Genomic DNA, 20,436 nt, shown 5'->3' with positions numbered 1-20,436 from the left:
AAGCGGGGTTTTTTGTAAAAGCTGAAAGACTACTGAGCTATAATAACACTTGGGTAATTTAGCACATCAACTTCAGGGATATTTGCATCATAGACTTCATTCAATTTTTTAATGATCTCATTGGCTACAATAGCATGTCCTCTGGGGTTAGGATGAACAGCATCCGTTGAAAAAATGCCTCCGGGACTGAAATCTGGCTGAAGATTAAATCCTCTAACACTTTTCCCAGTTACACCATCAGCTGCTGCTTGTCCGGCTGCAGTAAGTGCTAGCTGCTGAGCCTCGGTTGAAGTTAATCCCAATATATCTGCCATAAATGGATTTACATCAACCAAGTGTACCACATCTGCACCTGCTTGCTGATTCGTTGCATCAATAACTCCACTTATAACAGCGTTAAATGTAGCTCTTGCAGTAACAATATTCGTTTGCTCAGCCAACGTAAGATAGTACTTATCACCATTTAAACTTTGATCCGTCACATCAAAACCTAATGGTACAACTACTCCGATCGGAGTATCTGCAACAGCGTCATCTCCGTCTGCTTCGGTTCCCAATACAGAACCTGCAGTCAATAAAACAAGCTCGCCGGCTGTAAGTGGTCTTGATTGTTCGTAAGGCACTAATGCATCTCTTTGTTGCTGGTTAATGGCGCCGGCTCCGAGCAGCATATCATATTTTGGACCGAGATCTTCTAATTCTTCATCAATAACAAGAATAGGGTTATTTCCTGCTGAGTATTCCATCGTACGACGGGCTATGTCTTCAGGATCATGATTGATCGGTGCTTGTGTTAAAGCCATCATTGCCTGATTTACCGGAGTTAAACCTGCATTTATTTGATCTGCTGTAGCTTGGTCAAGTTCTATTCTGTTATACGGAATGGCTCTGAAAAATGGCAGGGTTACCAGTGGTGGGATGTTTAAAACAACACCAGTTGCACCGGTTTGAACCAATGCGCCTATCGCATTACCAAGACTATTCTGAAAATCACCTTGAGTTGTGATCATATTCTCGTCTAATCCGCCACTCAATGCATAACCCAGTACATCATTGTTTCCTATCCACAATGAAAAGAACGTAGGGTTTTTAGCAACTGCATCTTGTATGATAGTAGACGATCCTGGATTTGTCGCAAATCTGGAATAGTATAAGCCTAGGGCATTATTATTTTGAAGATCACTAGAGAAGAGATCCGCAACTTTAATTCCAGGGACACCCAGATTATTCACATTTAGTCTATCGCCATTGAAAGCAGGTATTGGGAATTCACCTTGCGTAGGAACCGGACCTGGAATATTAGTATCAAGCTCCGTTCTGCCTAAGATCAGACCCTGTTGAGGATCCGATAAGGAAGCATTAAATCCATTTGAGGAATTAACGTCAGGCTGAAGGAAATTACCACCTCCAACCAATTCTAACTGACCTGCTAAAATCGCAGGAAAAGCATGAATTTGACCATTAGTGTATAATGCGCCATCCATAAGTCCTGCCGTTAATGAATTTCCAATGGCTATATAATTGGAAAAATCTGCATCCCCGGCTGTATAATTAGGTTGGTTTGGCAGTGGATTATTCTCGATCCTGTCACCGATCAGTGAACTTTCCTGACCATCACAACCAGCGAAAACAACTGCGGTAACTAAGAGTAATTTTGATAATTGTTTTAAACGTTTCATAATAAAATCTCTTTTTTAATTAGTTCAGGAATTGATCAAATGTGAGCGAAAAGTAGTATATAGCTCCCATTAGCGGGTTACCAAATGAGGTCGTATATCGCTCATTAAGAACGTTACTTCCCCCCAGTTTAAGAATGGTATTATACTCTGAAAGCTTGTAGCTCACTTGCGCATCAAGCGATCCAAAAGCCGGAACTACACCGGAGCCAAATGAAGACTCCCAAAGCATGGCATCCTGCCATCGGTAGGTAGCGTTGAATCCAACATTTTCGAATACATTACGGTTTGCAAGACTTACATTATATCTCCATTCCGGAGTATTGTAACTTGCACGGAATCCCTGCTCGATCAAGGCATCCTGATCTAACAGTTTATTGTAAGAAACATTACCTCCCAGGGTATATCCTTTAGGAAGAGAATATTCAAGGTTAAGTCCCCACCCGTGTGAGTCAACCGTACCGTCTGCATTCACATCAAAACCGTATTCCTGAGTTAATACTCCACCATTGATGATGGCATCTTGACCTGGTTCGCTTTGTGAATCAAAAGTTACCGGGTCTACAGTCATCCCATTTGGAACACCTTGAATGAACTGGATCTCAGCTATAAAATCAGTGTAAGAGCTGTAATAGTAGTAGGCATCAACCATCAGTTGATCCCATAATAAAGCTTTATAACCCACTTCATAGGTCTCCACTTTTTCCGTATCAAATTCTTCAAAATCTACAATTTCGAGAGCGTCACGAGCAGCTTGGGCTGTTCCGCCACCGTTAGCGATCTCACGGGCTTCTCTAACGCTTTGTGCAGTGTAGACTCGGTTTGTTTCAAAGCGATATCGATCAACCAATTTTTGGTTACTACCGATCAATAATCGGCTCACTACATCAAGTTGAATGAACTGATCCTGCGTTGTAGGGATACGGAATCCGGTTTGGTAGGAAGCCCGGAAATTGTGATCATCAGCAACGGTAAAAGTAGCTGAGATACGCGGGGAAAGCTGCCCGTCAAAGTATTCGTTCTTGTCATAACGCAATGAGCCCTGAAGATTAAGGTTGTCATCAAGGAAGCTCTTTGAAGCCTGTACATAGGCACCGTATTCATTAATGTTAAATTCTTCCTGATTTGCTACATCATCATAAGCAAACAATGTACCTTCAGAATTGAGGTCGTATAAACGATAATTCCCACCTACAATAACTTCAACCTGAGAAGGATCGATTACATTGGAGAGGTTATACATCCCTTCGGCATGATAAAGATCTGATTTATCAAGGAATAATGCTCCTCCTTCTGCTATGGAAAGGCCTCTCAGACGATCTACTTCATCTTCAAAACCTTCGGTGCCAGGCAGGTAATTCTGTTGATTTGCGGTTGCAGCAGCATCGGCCTGCTGATGCGCTTGCTCTATGGTAGCTCCCTGCGTACGAGCTCCTGCAAATGTCTGAAAGTAAGGTGTAATGTAAGCTAACTGATTTACTCTGGTAGCTACAGTATTTGCAGCATAACTATCACCGGCATCTTCCTGGGTAGTGTAGGCGCGTAAGAAGAAGTTTGGATTTCGCAATTCAAACTTAGCGGTCCATATGTTGAAGTCATCCAGTACAAATCGGTCATTGGCTGTGTAAACCGTACTACCAAACCCAATATTATATTGCCCTAAAACCTCATAGTTATCATTAATGCGATAATGAAGAGCAGTACCAAATTTTAAACTTTCCGTAGTGTTATCAACATATTCTTCTTCTCTGAAACCTGGTGCAGAGAAGTTCCCAGCTGGCCCATCCGGGATCAATGAACGGATAGCTGCAGTTTGTGCTCCTTGTGCACCACCACCGGCAATAACACCATCCGCAATGGAGCCTAAATTCAAAATATCATCACCATAAATATTAACACCATTGAAAACTCTTCGGCCATCTCTTGGATAGTCACCGCGTTCTACAATTCCGCTTTGATCGCGATAATCCTGAGCTACAAAATCCTGGGCTCTCAAATAAGAGGCTGTAACTTTATAGGCAAATTTATTATTTACAGCGTTTCCATAACGGAAATCATAACTTTGGTAAAGAGAAGGATCCTCAACATTACTGTCAATTTGATTTACCCCTTGCTTAATATTCAGTGAAAGCCCTTGGTATTCAAAAGGACTCTTACTGTTCATTAAAAGAATACCATTTAAGGCATTTGGACCATACAAAGCCGATGCAGCACCGGGAATCAATTCTGCACTCTCTAAATCTAATTCTGAGATACCCACAATGTTACCTACAGAGAAATTCAGTCCCGGAGCCTGATTGTCAATACCATCAATCAATTGCACAAACCGGGTATTACCATTTGCACCAAAACCACGGGTATTAATAGATTTGAAAGTCAAACTTTGAGAACTGAAATCAACACCCTGTAAATTGGAAATGGCATCATAAAAAGAAGGAGAAGCTGCTGTCTGAATGTCCAAAACATCCATTTTTTCAATAGATACAGGGGATTTCAAGATACTTTCTTCAACTCTTGAAGCAGAAATTACTAGATCGCCGCCCGAGATGGTTTCTTCCTCTAACGTAATTTCAAGTCCATCTACATTAGATTGAGTGATCTCGACCCTTTCCGATCGAAAACCTACAATCGAAACGATCAGTGTTAAAGGCGGGTCTTGCTGAACGGTTAGGTTGAAAGTTCCATCCGGCCGAGTTGAAGTACCTATCACTTTACCTTCAACACGGATATTAACTCCCGCAAGAGGCTCTCCCTGGACATCGGTCACCATCCCTGAAATTACAGTTTCATCTTCTGTTTCGGATGCATACGAATCTATCGTACACAAACAAAGGGTTAGTACCACGCATAACGTTAGTACTCGTTGAATCATGTTGCTCATTGTATTGATCCTTTTAATTATTGTTCGAAAGGCCTTGTTTATTCCATCTGTAAATTTGTAGTCCCTGCTACATAATAAATTATGCGGTATTGGCCTCATTAAATGTATATCAAATAAAAGTCTGTTTTTGGTATAAATGCAAGCGCTTCCATTATTTTTTATTTAAGCATATATCTTTTTCAAATAGTATCCTTAGTCCGACTATTTTAATATTAAAACCACCTCCAATGCATTTATTACATCATTTCCGCCTTTTCTCCCCTACTCTCATTTTAGTCTTTTTGTTCTTATCTAACTGTACAAATGAAATTAAACAAACAAATTCTCCCGGAATTGAGCCTGTTTCATACCTTGCATTAGGTGACTCATATACTATCGGAACCGGAATTGATGAAAAGAATAACTGGCCTAATCAACTTTCTGAAGCATTGATCAGCAAGAACTTAACCGTAGATACAACTCAAGTTATAGCCGTAAACGGATGGACCACTACTGACCTTAAAAATGGTATTACAGAAACTTCACCTGACAGTTCATTTGATCTCGTATCTCTTTTGATAGGGGTAAACAATCAATATCAGGGATTGGATATTGAATTATACCGAACGGAATTTCGGGAATTGATTGAACAATCTATCGTATTTGCTAAAGGTGATACTTCTCGCGTATTTGTAGTTTCTATTCCCAATTATGGGGTTACTCCTTTTGGTAAGTATCGCGATCCGGAAGTTATTAGTAAGGAAATCGCTCTTTACAATGATATTGCTGAAAATATCAGTGGCGAATTTGGTATCCCTTTTGTAAATATTACCCCTATCTCAGAAGAAGCTGAAGATGATGACTCTCTGCTTGCTTCCGATCAGCTTCATCCATCTGCAAAAATGTATGCTATGTGGGTAGAGAAAATGATGCCAACAGTAACTCAAATAATTCAGGAATAATGGAAAAAGAAGAATTTGACCTATTAAAAATCCACTCTAAGAAGGATTCATTGAGCGGTAAAGTAACCCTGACTGAAACTCCCCATTTTCAGATCCCAATGGCCATTATTGTCAGTATGATCTTAAGCATTTTTGTATTGTATTGGATGAATTATGATATTCCCGGTTGGGCTGAAATGCTAATGTCCTCGGGATTGGTAATAGCCTACACCATTGGGTTCATCGCATTATTCTTCAGCATTAATGCAGGCAAAATAAATCTTTCGGACACTAAGATATCCGTTTATCCTAAAAAAAACTCCGATGAATACCCTGCCCATCCCATTAAATTGAATGAAGATTCTGTGATCAGAATCAACATTATTCAATCATACCGATTTATACTCTCGAGATCTTTACTACATATGGAAATTACCAATGGAGACTCCACCCATGAATTTGGGATGATCCTGAAAAGTCGGAAAAAGCATGAAAGATTTAAAGAGATATTGGACAATTGGTACAGAAGCGGCTTCACAGTTAAGGAAAATGATCAACTCGGAAACCGAATATTCAAACTCAGTCATGGAATCAATTACGCAGAGGTTCAAAAGATAAAAAATGAATATGGAATTGAGTGGTAATTGCTTCAACTATAACTTTAATCCTTATGCATAATGCCGAAATTCACTCTTAGTAATTTAGAAGGAGAAAAAGATTCACTGACCGGTAACCTGACATTCACTCAGTCCAAGGAATACAGGTACGGTATGGTTATTTATGGAATATTCTACTGCACCTCTATGTTAGCTGATGATTTTGGGCAGGATTGGTTTACAATACCGGGCTTTATCATTGCTATTGTGGCCTTGGTTGCAGCATATTTCCCCTACTCTTTTGCCAAAAAAGCGGGGACAGCTCATCTTAAAAAAGAGGAGATCGAGATAGATTTAGACGAACAGGCTAATTTTGAGCATATGCCGGATTCCCCTGTAAAACTAGATGAATTAAATGAGATCAACATAAATATTGTCAGCTCTTTTAGATGGTGGTCATCTTATATAATTTTGCAAGTTATCATCAATAAAGACGGAGAAGAAAAAACATTTGGTGTCGTGATCAAAAACCGTAAACAAGAAGCGCAATATTTAGAGGTGTTAGAAAGTTGGTACAGAGCCGGTTATCCGGTTAAAGAAATTACCGGATCAGGATTCCGGGTATTCAAATTAAATCAAGGACAGAATTATGCAGAAGTTCAAAAGATCAAAAAAAAATATGGCATTGAATGGTAATGGTAATAAGCTGAGCAAGATCACCTTAACGGTAAGCCTGCTCTTTTTCGGTATCAGTTGCACCTCCCTGGCTCAGCAGCCCGTTTCTGAGCGTACCATCACCATCAATATGAGTGCTTCAGAAATACTCCCTGCCGACTTGATCATCTTTAATGTGAACATTAATGCTGAAGGTGAGACTCCTCAAGAAGCTTATGAATTACACCGGGAACGTGAGTCACTGCTGGCAGATCTGCTTAAAGATCTGAATATTGAAGAAGAGAACATTGATTATGAGCCGATCCGGATGAATCGGCGACAGGTGAGCAATAACCGATATAACAATAATGATGAACCCCGCTATATCACGGCCACTAACCAATCCGTAAGTATTACCTTCTCCGATTTTTCCATCTATGAAAAGATTCAGCTAAGACTGATCGAAAACGGGTTTGACTCTTTTAACGGACAATTCTCTTCTACAAAAATATCAGAAGGAAAAGAGAAAGCTTTGATCGCCGCGATTGAAGCCGCCAAGGAACGTGCAGAACTCATAGCCGAAACGTCCGGGGTTGTATTAGCTGATGTTTCAACTATAAACTTTTCTGACCATCAGATCAGCATTCCCCGTAAAGCAAGCTCCATGGAATTAATGTCTCGGGCATCTGATGCCTCTATGATGGATTTTGCGCAAACCGTTGAGGTTAGTTCAAACATTAGCATCAGTTATTTTATCCGATAGTTTTGGCACTTATTACGATTGAAGGTCAAAATATCCTTCAGTTGGAGAGTAAATGGATTTAAAAACAAGAAAGCTGATTTTTTACTGTGGGGAACTCGCTATATCAATTCAATATTGATCTCAGAGTATCCCAAATAGTATTGGCAATTACCTTATGGCCTCTTGGGGTGGGGTGCAGTCCATCACTTTGCATCAGTTCTTCATCCCCACCGATCTTATCCATTATCATCGGTATCAGGGGTAAATTATTTTCTTCGGCTAGCTCTGGATAAATAGTTTCAAATTGTTTGGTATAATCCTGACCGAGATTAGGCGGCACCTGCATGCCGGCTAAAATGATTTTCGCATCCGGATTATTAGTCTGCACTTTGTCAATAATCTTCTGCAAATTTTCTTTTGTAGAATTCAGATCAATGCCGCGTAACCCGTCATTGCCTCCCAACTCTAATACCATAATGTCAATATCACGTTGAAGTATCCAGTCTATTCTTCTCAAACCACCGGCTGAGGTTTCTCCGCTTAAACCTCCATTTATCACCTCGTAGTTCAATCCTAAAGAGTCTATACGATCTTGAATAATTGCAGGAAAAGCCTGGCTTTTATCCACCCCTAAACCGGCAGTAATACTGTCACCAAAGAAGAGTATGGTTTTTGTATTGGAGTCCTGAGCTTGCACTGAAGAAGCAAACAATAAAGAGATAATAAATAACAGTGATTTCATAAAAATTGACTTCATTTATTCGCTATAAGGAAAAGCGAAGATTAATTATGATTTAGCAACTTTACCAATAACTTTGTCCAGATGAGAACGTAGATATTTCTCAAATTTTAAAGGAATGTTTCTGTAATAAACCGTTGTTTGTATCGGTATCATTCAAAACAAATAAGCATCGTGACAAATATACTCGAAGTAAATCAGTTATACCGCAAATTTCAGAGCGGAACGAAAACTCTCACAGTCGTCAACGACATTAATTTTTCCATTCCAGAAGGAATTTCCTGTGCCATTGTCGGCCCTTCAGGATCAGGGAAAACTACTTTGCTTGGCCTATGCGCCGGGCTTGACCGTCCTACCTCCGGCAGTGTTTCCCTGAATGGAATTCCATTGAATCCTCTTAATGAAGATGAACGTGCCCGGGTTCGTAACCAGCATGTGGGATTCGTATTCCAAACCTTCCAACTGGTTCCAACGCTTACTGCACTTGAGAACGTAATGGTTCCACTTGAATTGCGAGGCGAAGGAACAAAAGAAGTTCGGGAAAACGCACGGGAATTACTGGAATCCGTTGGACTTGGAGACCGAACCCATCACTACCCTACTCAATTGTCCGGGGGTGAGCAACAACGTGTTGCTGTTGCCAGGGCTTTTATCAATAAACCCAAGATCTTATTTGCTGATGAACCGACAGGTAATCTTGATACTGAAACCGGTGAACATATCGAAGACCTGATTTTTGAGCTCAATGAAAAGCAAGGTACAACGCTGGTCATGGTAACTCATGACTTAGAACTTGCTAAAAAATGTAGTCGCATCATCAAGTTAAAAAATGGGCAGGTATTCGAAGATTCTGCTGTGGAACAACAACCTGAAACAGTGGTCAAATAATCAGTATGGATAAAAGAAAATCATTGATGTGGACTTTCAAGATGGCTTGGCGTGACTCACGCTCCAACCGCTCCAAGTTATTCCTATTTATGGCGGCCATTATTGTTGGTGTAGCTGCACAAGTTTCGATCACTTCCTTCCGGGCTAATTTGAATTCAAGTATCGAGAGTCAGGCCAAAGAGCTTTTGGGAGCCGACCTGGAAGTGGACCGAAATGCTCCTTTTCAGCCGGAATTACAAGAGGTGCTGGATTCTTTGGGAGGCGATGTTTCTACAGCTTTGGAATTTAATTCTATGGCTTTTTTCCCAAAAAACGGGAACACCCGACTTTCACAGATATCAGCTATTGAGGGTGGATTTCCTTTTTACGGAGACTTGATCACCGAACCGGCTTCGGCTGCTTCAGCATTTCAGGAAAATGGCTCAGCTCTCGTTGATGAACCGGTAATGCGGCTTTTTAACCTGCAACCCGGTGACTCTGTCAAGATCGGCCAAATAACATATAAGATTGAAGGCGCCATCATTGAAATTCCGGGCCAGCCTGTGGCAGCTAGTTTTTTCGGGCCTCGTATCTTCATACCTAAAGAAAATGTAGAAGAAACGGGACTACTTCAGCGTGGCAGTCGACTTGAATACGTTTCGTGGCACAAATTCCCTGAAGGTACTGATATGGTGGCTGTGGAAGATCGCCTCCGAGAGCTTAGGGATGAAGGTATTCGCTTTGGCTTTGATACCGTTGAGGAACGAGAAGAAGAAGTTGGTGAAGCTATTTTATATCTCTCCAATTTCCTGAACCTGATCGGTTTTATAGCACTGCTATTAGGCGGTATTGGAGTTGCCAGTTCTATTTTTGTATATATCCGGCAGAAGATAAACACTGTTGCCGTTTTACGTTGTGTTGGTGTTTCCTCGAATCAGGCATTACTAATATATTTGATACAAGCCACCTCCATGGGACTTATTGGGTCTATGATGGGTGCCGCTCTTGGTTCACTAATACAGCTTTTTCTGCCTGTTTTAGTGCAGGAATTCCTACCCGTTGATATTGATCTGTTCATATCGTGGTCTTCCATTGCTATTGGAATTGGAACCGGATTGGTGATCTCTGTCTTATTTGCCCTCTTTCCTCTCTTGGCTGTTAAAAAGATATCCCCACTTTATTCTCTGCGATCTATTTCCATCAACCTCATTCAGCTTCTCACTAACAGGACCAAGATCACCTTATCGGCTATTCTATTGGTATTTGTTACCGGTTATGCCTGGTTAATGATCGGCGAGATCGTTCCTGCCATGTTCTTCACCTTAGGATTAGTTGCCTGTCTGCTGTTGCTTACCGGCTTTGCGAAACTGATCATGAAAGGGTCTAGAAAATTTCTGCGTGCAGGATTTTCCTATGAACTTCGCCAGGGGCTGGCAAACTTGTATCGTCCGAACAATCAGACTACTATACTGCTTCTTACATTTGGTCTTGGTGTAACAATGATCAGTTCATTGTATCTGACACAAGATATGCTACTCGGTCAAATTGATTTTGGAGGGCAGGAAGACCTTCCCAACCTTGCCCTTTATGATATCCAATACGATCAAAATGAAGGAGTAAATGAGATCATCACTTCCAACGGCCATCAGGTATTGCAAAACGTACCGATCATCACCATGCGTATTCAGGAAATAAATGGGATGAATGCCGAAGCTCTGAGGGAGGATACTACCAAAGATGTAAGCGGTTGGGCTTTGAATAGAGAATACCGCAACACCTATCGTGATTCATTGCTTGAATCTGAAACATTGGTTTCAGGAGAATGGATAGGCAATGTGGGCAATATAGATGGTCCAGTTCCTATTTCTGTAGAAAATGATCAGATGGAAAATCTGGATGCTGTTCTCGGTGATACTTTAACATGGGATGTACAGGGAATACCCATTCAAACATATATCGCCAGTACCCGAACGGTGAAATGGGATCAGCCATCCCCTAATTTCTTCGTGGTTTTTCCAACCGGCGTACTTGAAAACGCTCCTCAGTTTTTTGCTACTACCGTCAACACAAATAATAGGGAAGCCTCCCTTCGACTTCAGCAGGAACTAGTACAAGCTTATCCAAATGTTTCTGCTATAGATGTTGGACAGGTTCTTGAAACCGTTCGGTCTTTCCTGGATAAAGTGACCTTTGTGATTCAATTTATTGGCTTATTTAGCATCATAACCGGACTCATTGTTTTGGCCGGTTCAGCAGCAACTTCCCGATTTCAGCGTATCCGCGAGGCTGTACTTCTTCGAACACTTGGCGCATCAAAAAGACAAGTAATCAAAATTCAGGTGATCGAATATGTGCTTCTTGGAGTAATGGCATCCATAACTGGACTCATTCTCTCTCTGGGAGCAAGCACTCTTATCGGATATTTTTACTTTGATATAGAGTTTGTTCCAAACTTCATCATCATTGGTGTTGAGATCCTGATATTGACAGGCCTCGTACTTTTGATCGGACTATTAAATACGAAAGGAGTTCATAATAAACCACCTTTGCAAGTGTTGCGTGCGGAAGTAAGTTGATTCAATTTCTGTGCTGAAATTATGATTTAGTGATCATCCTTCCCTACATTAGGCCAAGGTTAAAATCAATCCTTTTATATGAAAAAGATCAAAAAGCGTCTTCCTGTACCCCACTTCTTAAGACAAAAACGAGTTTCAAAAAAGCCGGGGCAAGCGCCGGGAACACTGCATTTTACCGGGGAAAAGCGGGTCGAAAATGTGATCATGAATCTCTACGATTATGACACTGAGCAACTAAGCGAACATGACCTCTCTAAAATTGATGACAGCAGCCCGTATCTGGAGTCACCTTCCAAAACCTGGATCAATGTATGTGGTCTGCACAATGTGGATAAATTGAAAGAAATATGGAGTTACTTTGAACTACACCCACTGATTCAGGAAGATATTATTAGTACCAATCAGCGTGCCAAGATTGAAGAGTACCCAAACCATATGTTCTTTGTACTTCGCATGATGGTCGTCAATGAGGCGACCGGACAACTTAATGTTGAACAAGTCAGTATTGTTTTATCTAATAATTCTGTGCTATCCTTTCAGGAAAGTGATCATCAAATTTTTGAACCGGTGCTTCACCGGCTAAGGAATGGTGCGCCAAGACTTCGAAGTCATGGGCCCGACTATCTCGCATATGCTCTTATCGATACTATTGTGGATTATTACTTTAAAGTTTTGGAGCATTTTGGGGATGAAATAGAGTTACTTGAAGATAAGATACTTGATGGTTTTGACGAATCCATTCCTGAACAAATCCATGCGTTGCGCAGAAAACTCATTTATTTTCGTAAATCAGTATGGCCGCTAAGAGACAGCCTTAATTCTTTGATACGGGACGAATCTCACCTGATCCAGGAAGACAACAAGATATATTATCGGGATGTTTATGATCATTTAGTTCAAATAAATGATGGCATTGAAAATTATCGGGATATGGTAATTGGGATGCTCGATATGCACATGTCACAAGTAAGCAACCGAATGAATGAGGTTATGAAGGTATTGACCATTATCGCCACTATTTTCATTCCACTCACCTTTATTGCGGGTGTGTACGGAATGAACTTCGAGCATATGCCTGAGCTATCTTTCCCCTGGGCTTATCCGGCTATCTGGATACTCATGATACTGACGACCTTAGGGATGGTGTACTTTTTCAGGAAGAAAGATTGGCTATAACCATATAAGAAAAAAGGCTTCTTTCAAGAAGCCTTTTTTACTAACTACGGAGTGTTATTGGTATCTAAAAATTGAAACGGATGCCAGCCATAATTCTCAATAAAGATACATCCTGATCAATGACCTCTGCCCTTGTCTCGTTGGTATCAAAATCCAGATAGCTGTATGCTACAGAACGATCATTCCACATTGAGTATTGACCATTCAGATCAAGAGTGATATTCTCTGCTATTTTTGCACTTATTCCTGCTGAATAGATCTCACGATCAGCTTCAAAAATCCTACTCTTTCCTTCAAAAAAGGCGTATCCTCCTTTCAGTTTTAACTCATTTGTAACTTGATAACCTATACCTGCTTTATAGTTGATTACCCTTTTGTAATTGTTCGCCATGAAATCCTCAAGCTCTTCTTCCTGTTCTCTGATCGCTACTTCATCATTGAAATTGAAATCATTTCCCTTTATCAGGTCCAAGCCCAAATTCGAGTAATCTATCATCTCCCCCGAGATGGATACGTCAAACCCCGCAATATCAACTAATGCTAAACCTGCACTCAATTGTCCCGGTTTTTTGATACGGTATTCATAATCTTCTTCACTGGCAAAATCAGACTCAAATGGTGTTGAGCCATCATCAAGTTCAGTTGTAATAGATGAGTAGTATTCTTCATTTACTACCAGCGTACTTGGTATCAGATAACTCAACCCAATGTTTAAATTTGGGGTCAGTTTATATAAAAGTCCGGTTCGTAAAGTAAAACCGTAAATCTCGGCATCAATTTCATCGTGGGTCAAAATATTATCGATGTCGGTACTGTCCCCTTCAACATCTGAAGGAATGAAGTTAAAATTGTAGTCATTTTGATCATCTACTTCCAGAAAGTCTCTGCGATAGGTATAATTACCCGCAGTAAGACCACCTGAAATTCCTATAAATAGATCTTTCTGAAACTCGGTTCCGAAAAAGAAAGAATACTCACCTAAATTAGTCTCATATGAAACCTCTGCCTCTTGGGTAATACCGGGGTATTCCGCAAAACCAATCCTAAAAATTGATTCAAGGTAGGTCTCATTCACATCTCCCCAATCTATGGCGTACGCATTGAAAGCGATATCATTATAGTCACTTGAGGGATCTTTAAATTGATCTGTAATAGTGCTTTCATTATTTCTTGCACTGAGTCTTGTTATCCCTTTCTGGTCAGAAACACTGTTATACCCGGCACCAATAACGAAACTCCCCTGCTCGGTAGGTGCTTTGTAAATAAAGCCTATATTGCTCAGGTTGGTAAAATTATCCTCAGTTATCAAACTATTGCCCAGATAAGTGTTTTCCCTCTCAACCGACTGATTTACCAAACCAAAACTAAAGTAATTATCTTCGATCAGGCCAATAGTTGCAGGGTTGGCTAAAAAGCTCCCAAAACCATTCAAGTTGGCAACAGAGGGAAAATACCCCGTAGCCGGATCACCATTATAGTTCTGTTCACTGAATTGTAAAGCGAGATTGGAATAGCTAACCTGACTATTGCCATCTTGTCCGTATACGGCTTCAAAAGTCAATAGAAAAGCTGTCAAGAGAAATAAGGTGATCCTCTTCATAATAATAGAAATCTAAAGAATGGTTAGGGTTGAAACAGGTGCTTAGTTATTGCCCCTGCTTCGTTTTTTTGAACTTGATGAACTACGACTTTTCGTACTTGACGATTTGGACCTGGAAACTGCTGAACTTCGAGTTACCGACTTAACACCACGTTTTATTATCGAACTGGAAGATGACCGACTGTTATTATTCAATCCATTTATACGTTTACCAATGCCGGATGATGTTCTTTCTGATAACCTAGACGATCTTTGAAGGTCAATTTTATTGAAGAAACTGCCAAGGTTATTTCTCTTAATAGTCGTATTGTCATTCACATTTACTCTTCTGTTTGGAATAGTATATGTTCTTCTTTTGTTTAAAGATCCGGTATCAACACTCTTGACTCTTGAGCTGCTGAAATTTGATCCATTCCCTCTTGACCGGGTTTTACCACTACTGCTACCTGAGCTGCGTGACTTACCTACTGATGAACCGGAACCTCTGCTTTTACTTCCACCGGAATTGGTTCTCCCTTTGCCAACAGATGAGCCTCTAGATCTGCTTCCTCTGTTCACAGTTCCTGACGAACTTCGTCCCACAGTACGGCCACTACCTCTTACCCTTGAAGTATTTCCCGCGCTTCTGTTCCTTACAGAACGGGTATTCACTCCACGAGTTCTGATATCTGTACGTTTTCCTTTTAAACTTGATCTAGTTCTGGCGTCACTTCGGTTTACCAATCCACTGCTTCTTGGCCCCTTACGATATAGGTCCGCATCACGTCTGTATTTTTTTGATCTGTAATAATTGTTATAGACATACACATTATTATAATAGGGGTAATTCCAGTGATATCCCCAACCATTGTAATATGGGTAATGGTAGTAAGCGTAGGAGGGCCCTCCATAATAAAAGCCAAAACCAGCTGAACCTAACCAAACATGACTTCTGTACATGTAGTTATGGTGCCGGTACCACCAGCTGTTGTATGCCCAGGGGGTGTACCCATACACATAGCTGTCACGGTAAGCATTTCGATACCCTTTATAATATCCGTCATCAAAACCATCATCATATCCTTTCCAATAGTATTTGTCCGCATAATGGTCTTTGTACCATTGCTCTGTTTCATAGTCTTTATAGTAAATACCAGACTCTTCCAAAGCGTATTCATCTTCCAGATATCTCTCTTCTTCCGTTTGATAGGAAACTTCTTGACCAGCTCCATCTTCATAACCATCCCACGCATAGTAGTCTGAATAACGATCCCTATCTGAAGAAAACCGTTCGGTGGTTTGGAATTGGGTGTAACAACCTGTCAGTAGAAAAGGAAGAACGAGTAGGAAAAACCGGTTGGATATATTTGATGATTTCATGACAGACACCTTTAAACTACATTTTGATTTACACCATGAATATGAACCATTTCAAACTTAATTTTTATCACATGTTCATGTTAAGCTCAGATCTCACCACGTAACGATTTGGCAATGACCTCGGCCTTAGAGTTAACATGTAACTTTTTGTAGATGTTCCGAATGTGAGCCCTTACTGTATCTATTGAAATGTCATATCGGTCAGCGATCAACTTATAACTGAGACCGTCTACTAATCCATTTACAATATCTTGCTCACGGTTTGTGAGCATACTGTCTTCATTCTTTTTAGGAGCTTCTTCATTGAAATGTGAGATCACCTTTCGGGCTATTTGTGGTGACATTGGGGCTCCACCCTTCATAAGATTTTCGATCGACTCCTTTATCTCAGGAAGTGAGGTGTGCTTTAATAAATACCCTGAAGCACCGGCTTTCAGGGAATCGAATATTTTGTGAGAATCATGATAGACCGTAAGCATCATGATCTCTACCTCGGGATATTTGGATTTTATTATCTCCATCCCTTTGATACCTGACATCCCAGGCAACTGAATATCCATCAGTATTACATTAGGCCTCTGATGCTCTTCCAGGTAATCCAGCATTTCTTCCACTGAATCAACAGCTACCGGGCAGTCCATATCTTTTTGCATATCCAAATATCTCTGTATCAGATCTCTGATCTTTTTATTGTCTTCAACTATTCCAATAACAGCCATTTTATCGGTCCCTTAGTTAGTATTCAAAGTTCCTTTAACAGCGATGGTAAATCCATTCGTGCTGTCTATTTTAATATCTGCGCCAATACGATTCGCTCGCATTTCCATGTTACGCAAACCTTGTCCAGTTTTTTTAGTTCCTTTACCAGTAGTTCCATTATCCGAAATGTTAAATTCAAAATGCCCATTATGGTTTTGCATTTTTATTTCTACCTGATCTCCATTTGAATATTTTGCGATATTATTAACCGCCTCCTTAAAGATCAGATATACATTCTCTTTTACTGAAACAGGTAGTTTACTGTCCATATTCAATTCACCAAAATCATACCTTACTGACATATTTTTGGACTCAAGTGTATTCAAGACATAATCTTGCATACGATCGGTCAGATCACCAAGGGTATCATTCCGGGCATCGATAGACCAAACGATATCATCAAGGCTTGAAACGATCTTACGGCACTGACGGCCAATCTGCTCCAATGATTTCTTAAATTCAGAATCTGCATCTCCTGCCTGCAAAAAATCAGATTGCAGCGCGATCTCGGTTAAACTAGCTCCCACATCATCATGAAGGTCGCTGGCGATCCTTACCCTCATGCGCTCGATATCGATCATTTTTCTGGCTCGATAGTAATTATAAAATAAATATATGATCCCAATCACAGCAATAAGCATCAGGATCCAGAACCACCAATGCATCCAGAATGGAGCTGAGATCCGAAATTGAAATTCTTCTAAATCTTCACTCCATGTACCATTCAAGTTTCTGGCATGTACCTGAAAAGTATATTCGCCGGGAGGAAGTGATGGATATTTCACAGATCGGGCTGTAGTTTGCTGCCAACCCGGATCTATTTCACTCAATTTATATTCATACAAAATTTGATTAGGAGCTGTAAAATTAATTCCAGAATACTGAATCTCAAGATAATTCTCTTCGTGTGAAAGGGTAAAATATTCTCCGGGCTTGTACTCCCTTCCTGATGCATTAACCCCTGTGATATGAACTTTAGGAGGTACCGTATTTCCTTGATAGGAATTAGGGTTAAATCGACTCAATCCTTCCACAGTTCCAAACCATAAATAACCTTCTTTATCTTCATAGACAGCACCCAAATTTAACTCGTTAGAAACTAACCCCTGTTCTTTGTTCAAAACCTGAAAAGCCAGACTTTTATCTCGCATTTCATCATTGAAAAACTGATCCGCATTAAATCGGACTACCCCATTTGTAGTTCCTATCCAGTAAAAACCATTCTCGCTTTGATGAATAAAATAGCACACATCATCCGGTAGCCCGTCGTTGGCAGTGATACTTTGAAACCTCAGGCCGTCAAACCAGGCAATACCACCAAAAGTAGAAGCCCAAATTCTACCATTTTGATCTTCCAATATATTCATTACAGCATTATTTGGAAGGCCTTCCTGAATTGCAAAACTTTGGAATTCACCATCTTTAAATCTTGTAGCCCCTCCATATGTAGCAATCCAAACAGATCCATCTTCAGCTTCAATAGATTCCAATACACGATCACTTGCTAACCCTTCTTCTGAACTAATTTGAGTAAATGAATCATCTCTTAAACGAATGATACCATCATCATAAGTACTGATCCAAAAACTACCATTAGAAGCCTCCATGATATCTCTTACTTTTCGAAATGGAAATTCATCTTCATTGAATACCTTTACTGAATTATTTTCCATCCTCGCGAGTCCTTCCCTCATACCAATCCAGGTCCGATCTTCAGAATCAGTAAATAATTTGTAGATCTGATTATCGGGAAGCAATTCATTGATCTCCTTGTCATTAAACTCGTTTTCGATTAATGAAGTTATCCCCCCTCCATAAGTTCCTATCCAAAAAGATTCATCTACCGTCTCTGCAAAAGTTGTTACCAAATTATTGGGTAGTCCCTGTTCAGTGGTATAATTAGCAAAATAGTCACCTAAAAAGAGATTAGCGCCACCCCCAAATGTTCCGAACCAAACATTACCTTCCAAATCAATCAGAGATGAATAAATGATCTCATTAGAAAGCCCCGATTCAGTCCCAAAATTCTTAAAGTTCTCTCCATCAAAAAGTGAGATCCCTGCTTCAGTGCTTATCCAGATCTCATTTTTATTTTTTATTGAAAGACTTCTCACCAAGTTATTGACCAAACCATCGGAGCGGTTATAGATCTGAAAATCTTCTCCCTCAAGCTTAATCAAACCATTTCTACTTCCAATCCAAACGGTTCCTTCTTCATCAACTTTTATATCTCTGATGCGGTTTGCAGGTAGCCCATCTTCCGTGGTAAATGTTCGAAAGCTTCCGTCTTTCAAAAGTGTTACTCCATCTCTTGTAGCAAACCAAAGATCTCCATCCTTGTTCTCAGTAATAGTTCTGACTCTATTATCCCCCAATCCATTTGAGGTTGTATACTGTTCCATAAATATCCCATCAGAAAAATGCCAGACTCCATTTCCATCGGTTCCAAACCACATATCACCCACTCTGTCCTGATAAATAGATATCACCGTTGTATTGCGCAGTGCATTATATCTGGGATCTGCATGCACACTATCCCCTTCAACGTAATTCACTCCTGCTTCTGAACCCACCCACACTCTACCCCTGATATCTTTATGTAGCGAACGAATGCGACTGGAATTGAGTCCTTGTTCCTCAAAGAAGTTCTGAAAACGGATCCCATCAAATCTATTCAATCCGAAGCCGGTACCGAACCAAATATATCCATCATCATCCTGGACCATATCATAAACTACAGACTCACTAAGACCCTGCTCTATAGAGAATGTACGAAATGGGTATACCTGTGCATATGCAGCCTCAACGGTTATCCACATCAATATCGATATGAGGAAGAATTTTTTCATTACTTCAAATGTAACGTAAACTGATGGAGATTAGTAGAGATGAAATTGAGATATAAAAAAAGCCACGCACAAAAGTGTACGTGGCTTTCTTTCTCACGATATTAAACTGTTTTCTAACCGAGATAAGCTCTAAGCGCAGCACTTCGGTTATGATGCCTTAGTTTCCTAAGAGCTTTTTCCTTGATCTGACGAACACGCTCACGGGTAAGGTCGAAACGTTCTCCGATCTCTTCAAGGGTAAGCGAGTGCTCACGACCAATTCCAAAATAAAGCCGGATCACTTCCGCTTCCCGAGTCGTTAATTTTGAAAGTGCGCGTTCGATCTCCACTTTCAGAGATTCACCCATCAGGTCAAAGTCAGGATTTGGAATCTCTTCATTTTCAAGTACATCAAGCAGACGATTGTCTTCCCCTTGAGCAAAAGGAGCATCCATCGACAAGTGACGACCAGAGATCTTAAGTGTATCGGCAACTTCTCCAACTGTCATTTCAAGACTTTCTGCAAGCTCGTGAGCTGAAGGTACACGCTCATATTCCTGCTCTAGCTTTGAAAGTTCCTTACCAATCTTATTAAGGGCTCCAACACGATTCAGCGGAAGACGAACAATACGAGACTGCTCAGCAAGTGCCTGAAGAATAGATTGACGAATCCACCAAACGGCGTATGAAATGAATTTGAATCCACGGGTTTCATCAAAACGTTTAGCCGCTTTGATCAAACCGAGGTTTCCTTCGTTGATGAGGTCACCAAGTGAAAGACCCTGATTTTGATATTGTTTAGCTACAGAAACTACAAACCGAAGATTAGCTTTTGTAAGATCTTCGAGGGCTCTCTGACTTCCTTTTTGAATTTCTTTGGCTAACCGGACTTCATCATCCGGGGTAATAAGTTTCTCTTTTCCAATTTCGTGCAGATAGCGATCTAATGACTCTGACTCACGAGTAGAGATTCCAGAACTTTTTGCCACTGTATATACCTTTTAATGAATGTTTGCGTACGCGGTTGCGCAGATTATTGATATTCTTCAAGCTTTTAAAACAT

General features: G+C 40.4%; 15 protein-coding genes. 7 read left to right on the top strand and 8 right to left on the bottom strand.

What is annotated here, in order from left to right; translation table 11 throughout:
• Positions 1-29: 29 nt before the first annotated feature.
• Positions 30-1,679: a hypothetical protein gene (locus tag ACFSVN_RS11605; RefSeq protein WP_390302810.1), complete on the bottom strand. Its 1,650-nt coding sequence runs from the start codon at positions 1,677-1,679 to the stop codon at positions 30-32.
• A 19-nt stretch (positions 1,680-1,698) separates the two neighbouring features.
• A complete protein-coding gene (locus ACFSVN_RS11600; protein WP_390302807.1) occupies positions 1,699-4,557 on the bottom strand; it encodes a TonB-dependent receptor in 2,859 nt (952 codons plus the stop codon).
• 227 nt (positions 4,558-4,784) lie between these two features.
• On the opposite strand from ACFSVN_RS11600, the gene ACFSVN_RS11595 reads away from it, so the two are divergent.
• From ACFSVN_RS11595 to ACFSVN_RS11580, 4 genes are read left to right on the top strand one after another with little or no spacing between them, the layout of a single operon-like run.
• The gene (locus ACFSVN_RS11595) at positions 4,785-5,498 is read left to right on the top strand and encodes an SGNH/GDSL hydrolase family protein (protein WP_390302804.1); all 714 of its coding nucleotides are present in this window, start codon (positions 4,785-4,787) and stop codon (positions 5,496-5,498) included.
• Entirely contained in the window at positions 5,498-6,121 is a 624-nt protein-coding gene (locus ACFSVN_RS11590; protein WP_390302801.1) for a hypothetical protein, read from the top strand. The genes ACFSVN_RS11595 and ACFSVN_RS11590 overlap by 1 nt, the downstream gene beginning before the upstream one ends.
• Before the next feature lie 33 nt (positions 6,122-6,154).
• The gene (locus tag ACFSVN_RS11585; protein WP_390302799.1) at positions 6,155-6,769 is read left to right on the top strand and encodes a hypothetical protein; all 615 of its coding nucleotides are present in this window, start codon (positions 6,155-6,157) and stop codon (positions 6,767-6,769) included.
• Positions 6,723-7,490, top strand: a complete 768-nt coding sequence (locus tag ACFSVN_RS11580) for an SIMPL domain-containing protein (protein ID WP_390302796.1) — start codon at positions 6,723-6,725, stop codon at positions 7,488-7,490. The genes ACFSVN_RS11585 and ACFSVN_RS11580 overlap by 47 nt, the downstream gene beginning before the upstream one ends.
• A 103-nt stretch (positions 7,491-7,593) precedes the next feature.
• Here the strand turns inward: ACFSVN_RS11580 and ACFSVN_RS11575 are convergent, their stop codons facing one another.
• Complete coding sequence (locus ACFSVN_RS11575; protein WP_390302793.1) at positions 7,594-8,211, bottom strand: arylesterase; 618 nt, start codon at positions 8,209-8,211, stop codon at positions 7,594-7,596.
• A 171-nt stretch (positions 8,212-8,382) separates the two neighbouring features.
• On the opposite strand from ACFSVN_RS11575, the gene ACFSVN_RS11570 reads away from it, so the two are divergent.
• The 3 genes from ACFSVN_RS11570 to corA all read left to right on the top strand — a co-directional run bounded on the left by ACFSVN_RS11570 (position 8,383) and on the right by corA (position 12,827).
• Positions 8,383-9,096, top strand: coding sequence for an ABC transporter ATP-binding protein (locus tag ACFSVN_RS11570; protein ID WP_390302790.1), 714 nt, complete (start codon positions 8,383-8,385; stop codon positions 9,094-9,096).
• 5 nt (positions 9,097-9,101) lie between these two features.
• Complete coding sequence (locus ACFSVN_RS11565; RefSeq protein ID WP_390302787.1) at positions 9,102-11,651, top strand: ABC transporter permease; 2,550 nt, start codon at positions 9,102-9,104, stop codon at positions 11,649-11,651.
• A 78-nt stretch (positions 11,652-11,729) separates the two neighbouring features.
• Positions 11,730-12,827, top strand: a complete 1,098-nt coding sequence (corA, locus tag ACFSVN_RS11560) for a magnesium/cobalt transporter CorA (protein WP_390302784.1) — start codon at positions 11,730-11,732, stop codon at positions 12,825-12,827.
• A 64-nt stretch (positions 12,828-12,891) separates the two neighbouring features.
• On the opposite strand, the gene ACFSVN_RS11555 is transcribed toward corA, so the two are convergent.
• The 5 genes from ACFSVN_RS11555 to ACFSVN_RS11535 all read right to left on the bottom strand — a co-directional run bounded on the left by ACFSVN_RS11555 (position 12,892) and on the right by ACFSVN_RS11535 (position 20,362).
• Positions 12,892-14,427, bottom strand: coding sequence for an OmpP1/FadL family transporter (locus ACFSVN_RS11555; protein WP_390302781.1), 1,536 nt, complete (start codon positions 14,425-14,427; stop codon positions 12,892-12,894).
• A gap of 42 nt (positions 14,428-14,469) precedes the next feature.
• Entirely contained in the window at positions 14,470-15,786 is a 1,317-nt protein-coding gene (locus tag ACFSVN_RS11550) for a hypothetical protein (protein WP_390302778.1), read from the bottom strand.
• Positions 15,787-15,872: 86 nt separating this feature from the next.
• Positions 15,873-16,505 carry a response regulator gene (locus ACFSVN_RS11545; protein WP_390302775.1) on the bottom strand — a complete coding sequence of 211 codons (633 nt, stop codon included), beginning with the start codon at positions 16,503-16,505 and terminating at the stop codon, positions 15,873-15,875.
• Between the two features lie 12 nt (positions 16,506-16,517).
• Positions 16,518-19,394: a two-component regulator propeller domain-containing protein gene (locus ACFSVN_RS11540; protein ID WP_390302772.1), complete on the bottom strand. Its 2,877-nt coding sequence runs from the start codon at positions 19,392-19,394 to the stop codon at positions 16,518-16,520.
• 113 nt (positions 19,395-19,507) lie between these two features.
• Positions 19,508-20,362: a sigma-70 family RNA polymerase sigma factor gene (locus ACFSVN_RS11535; RefSeq protein WP_255132498.1), complete on the bottom strand. Its 855-nt coding sequence runs from the start codon at positions 20,360-20,362 to the stop codon at positions 19,508-19,510.
• Positions 20,363-20,436: the final 74 nt, after the last annotated feature.

The sequence above is a fragment of the Gracilimonas halophila genome, from assembly GCF_042684365.1.
Classification (GTDB): Bacteria; Bacteroidota; Rhodothermia; order Balneolales; family Balneolaceae; genus Gracilimonas; species Gracilimonas halophila.
Note: the sequence above shows the minus strand (reverse complement) of the source record. Positions and strands in the feature narration are given on the sequence as shown.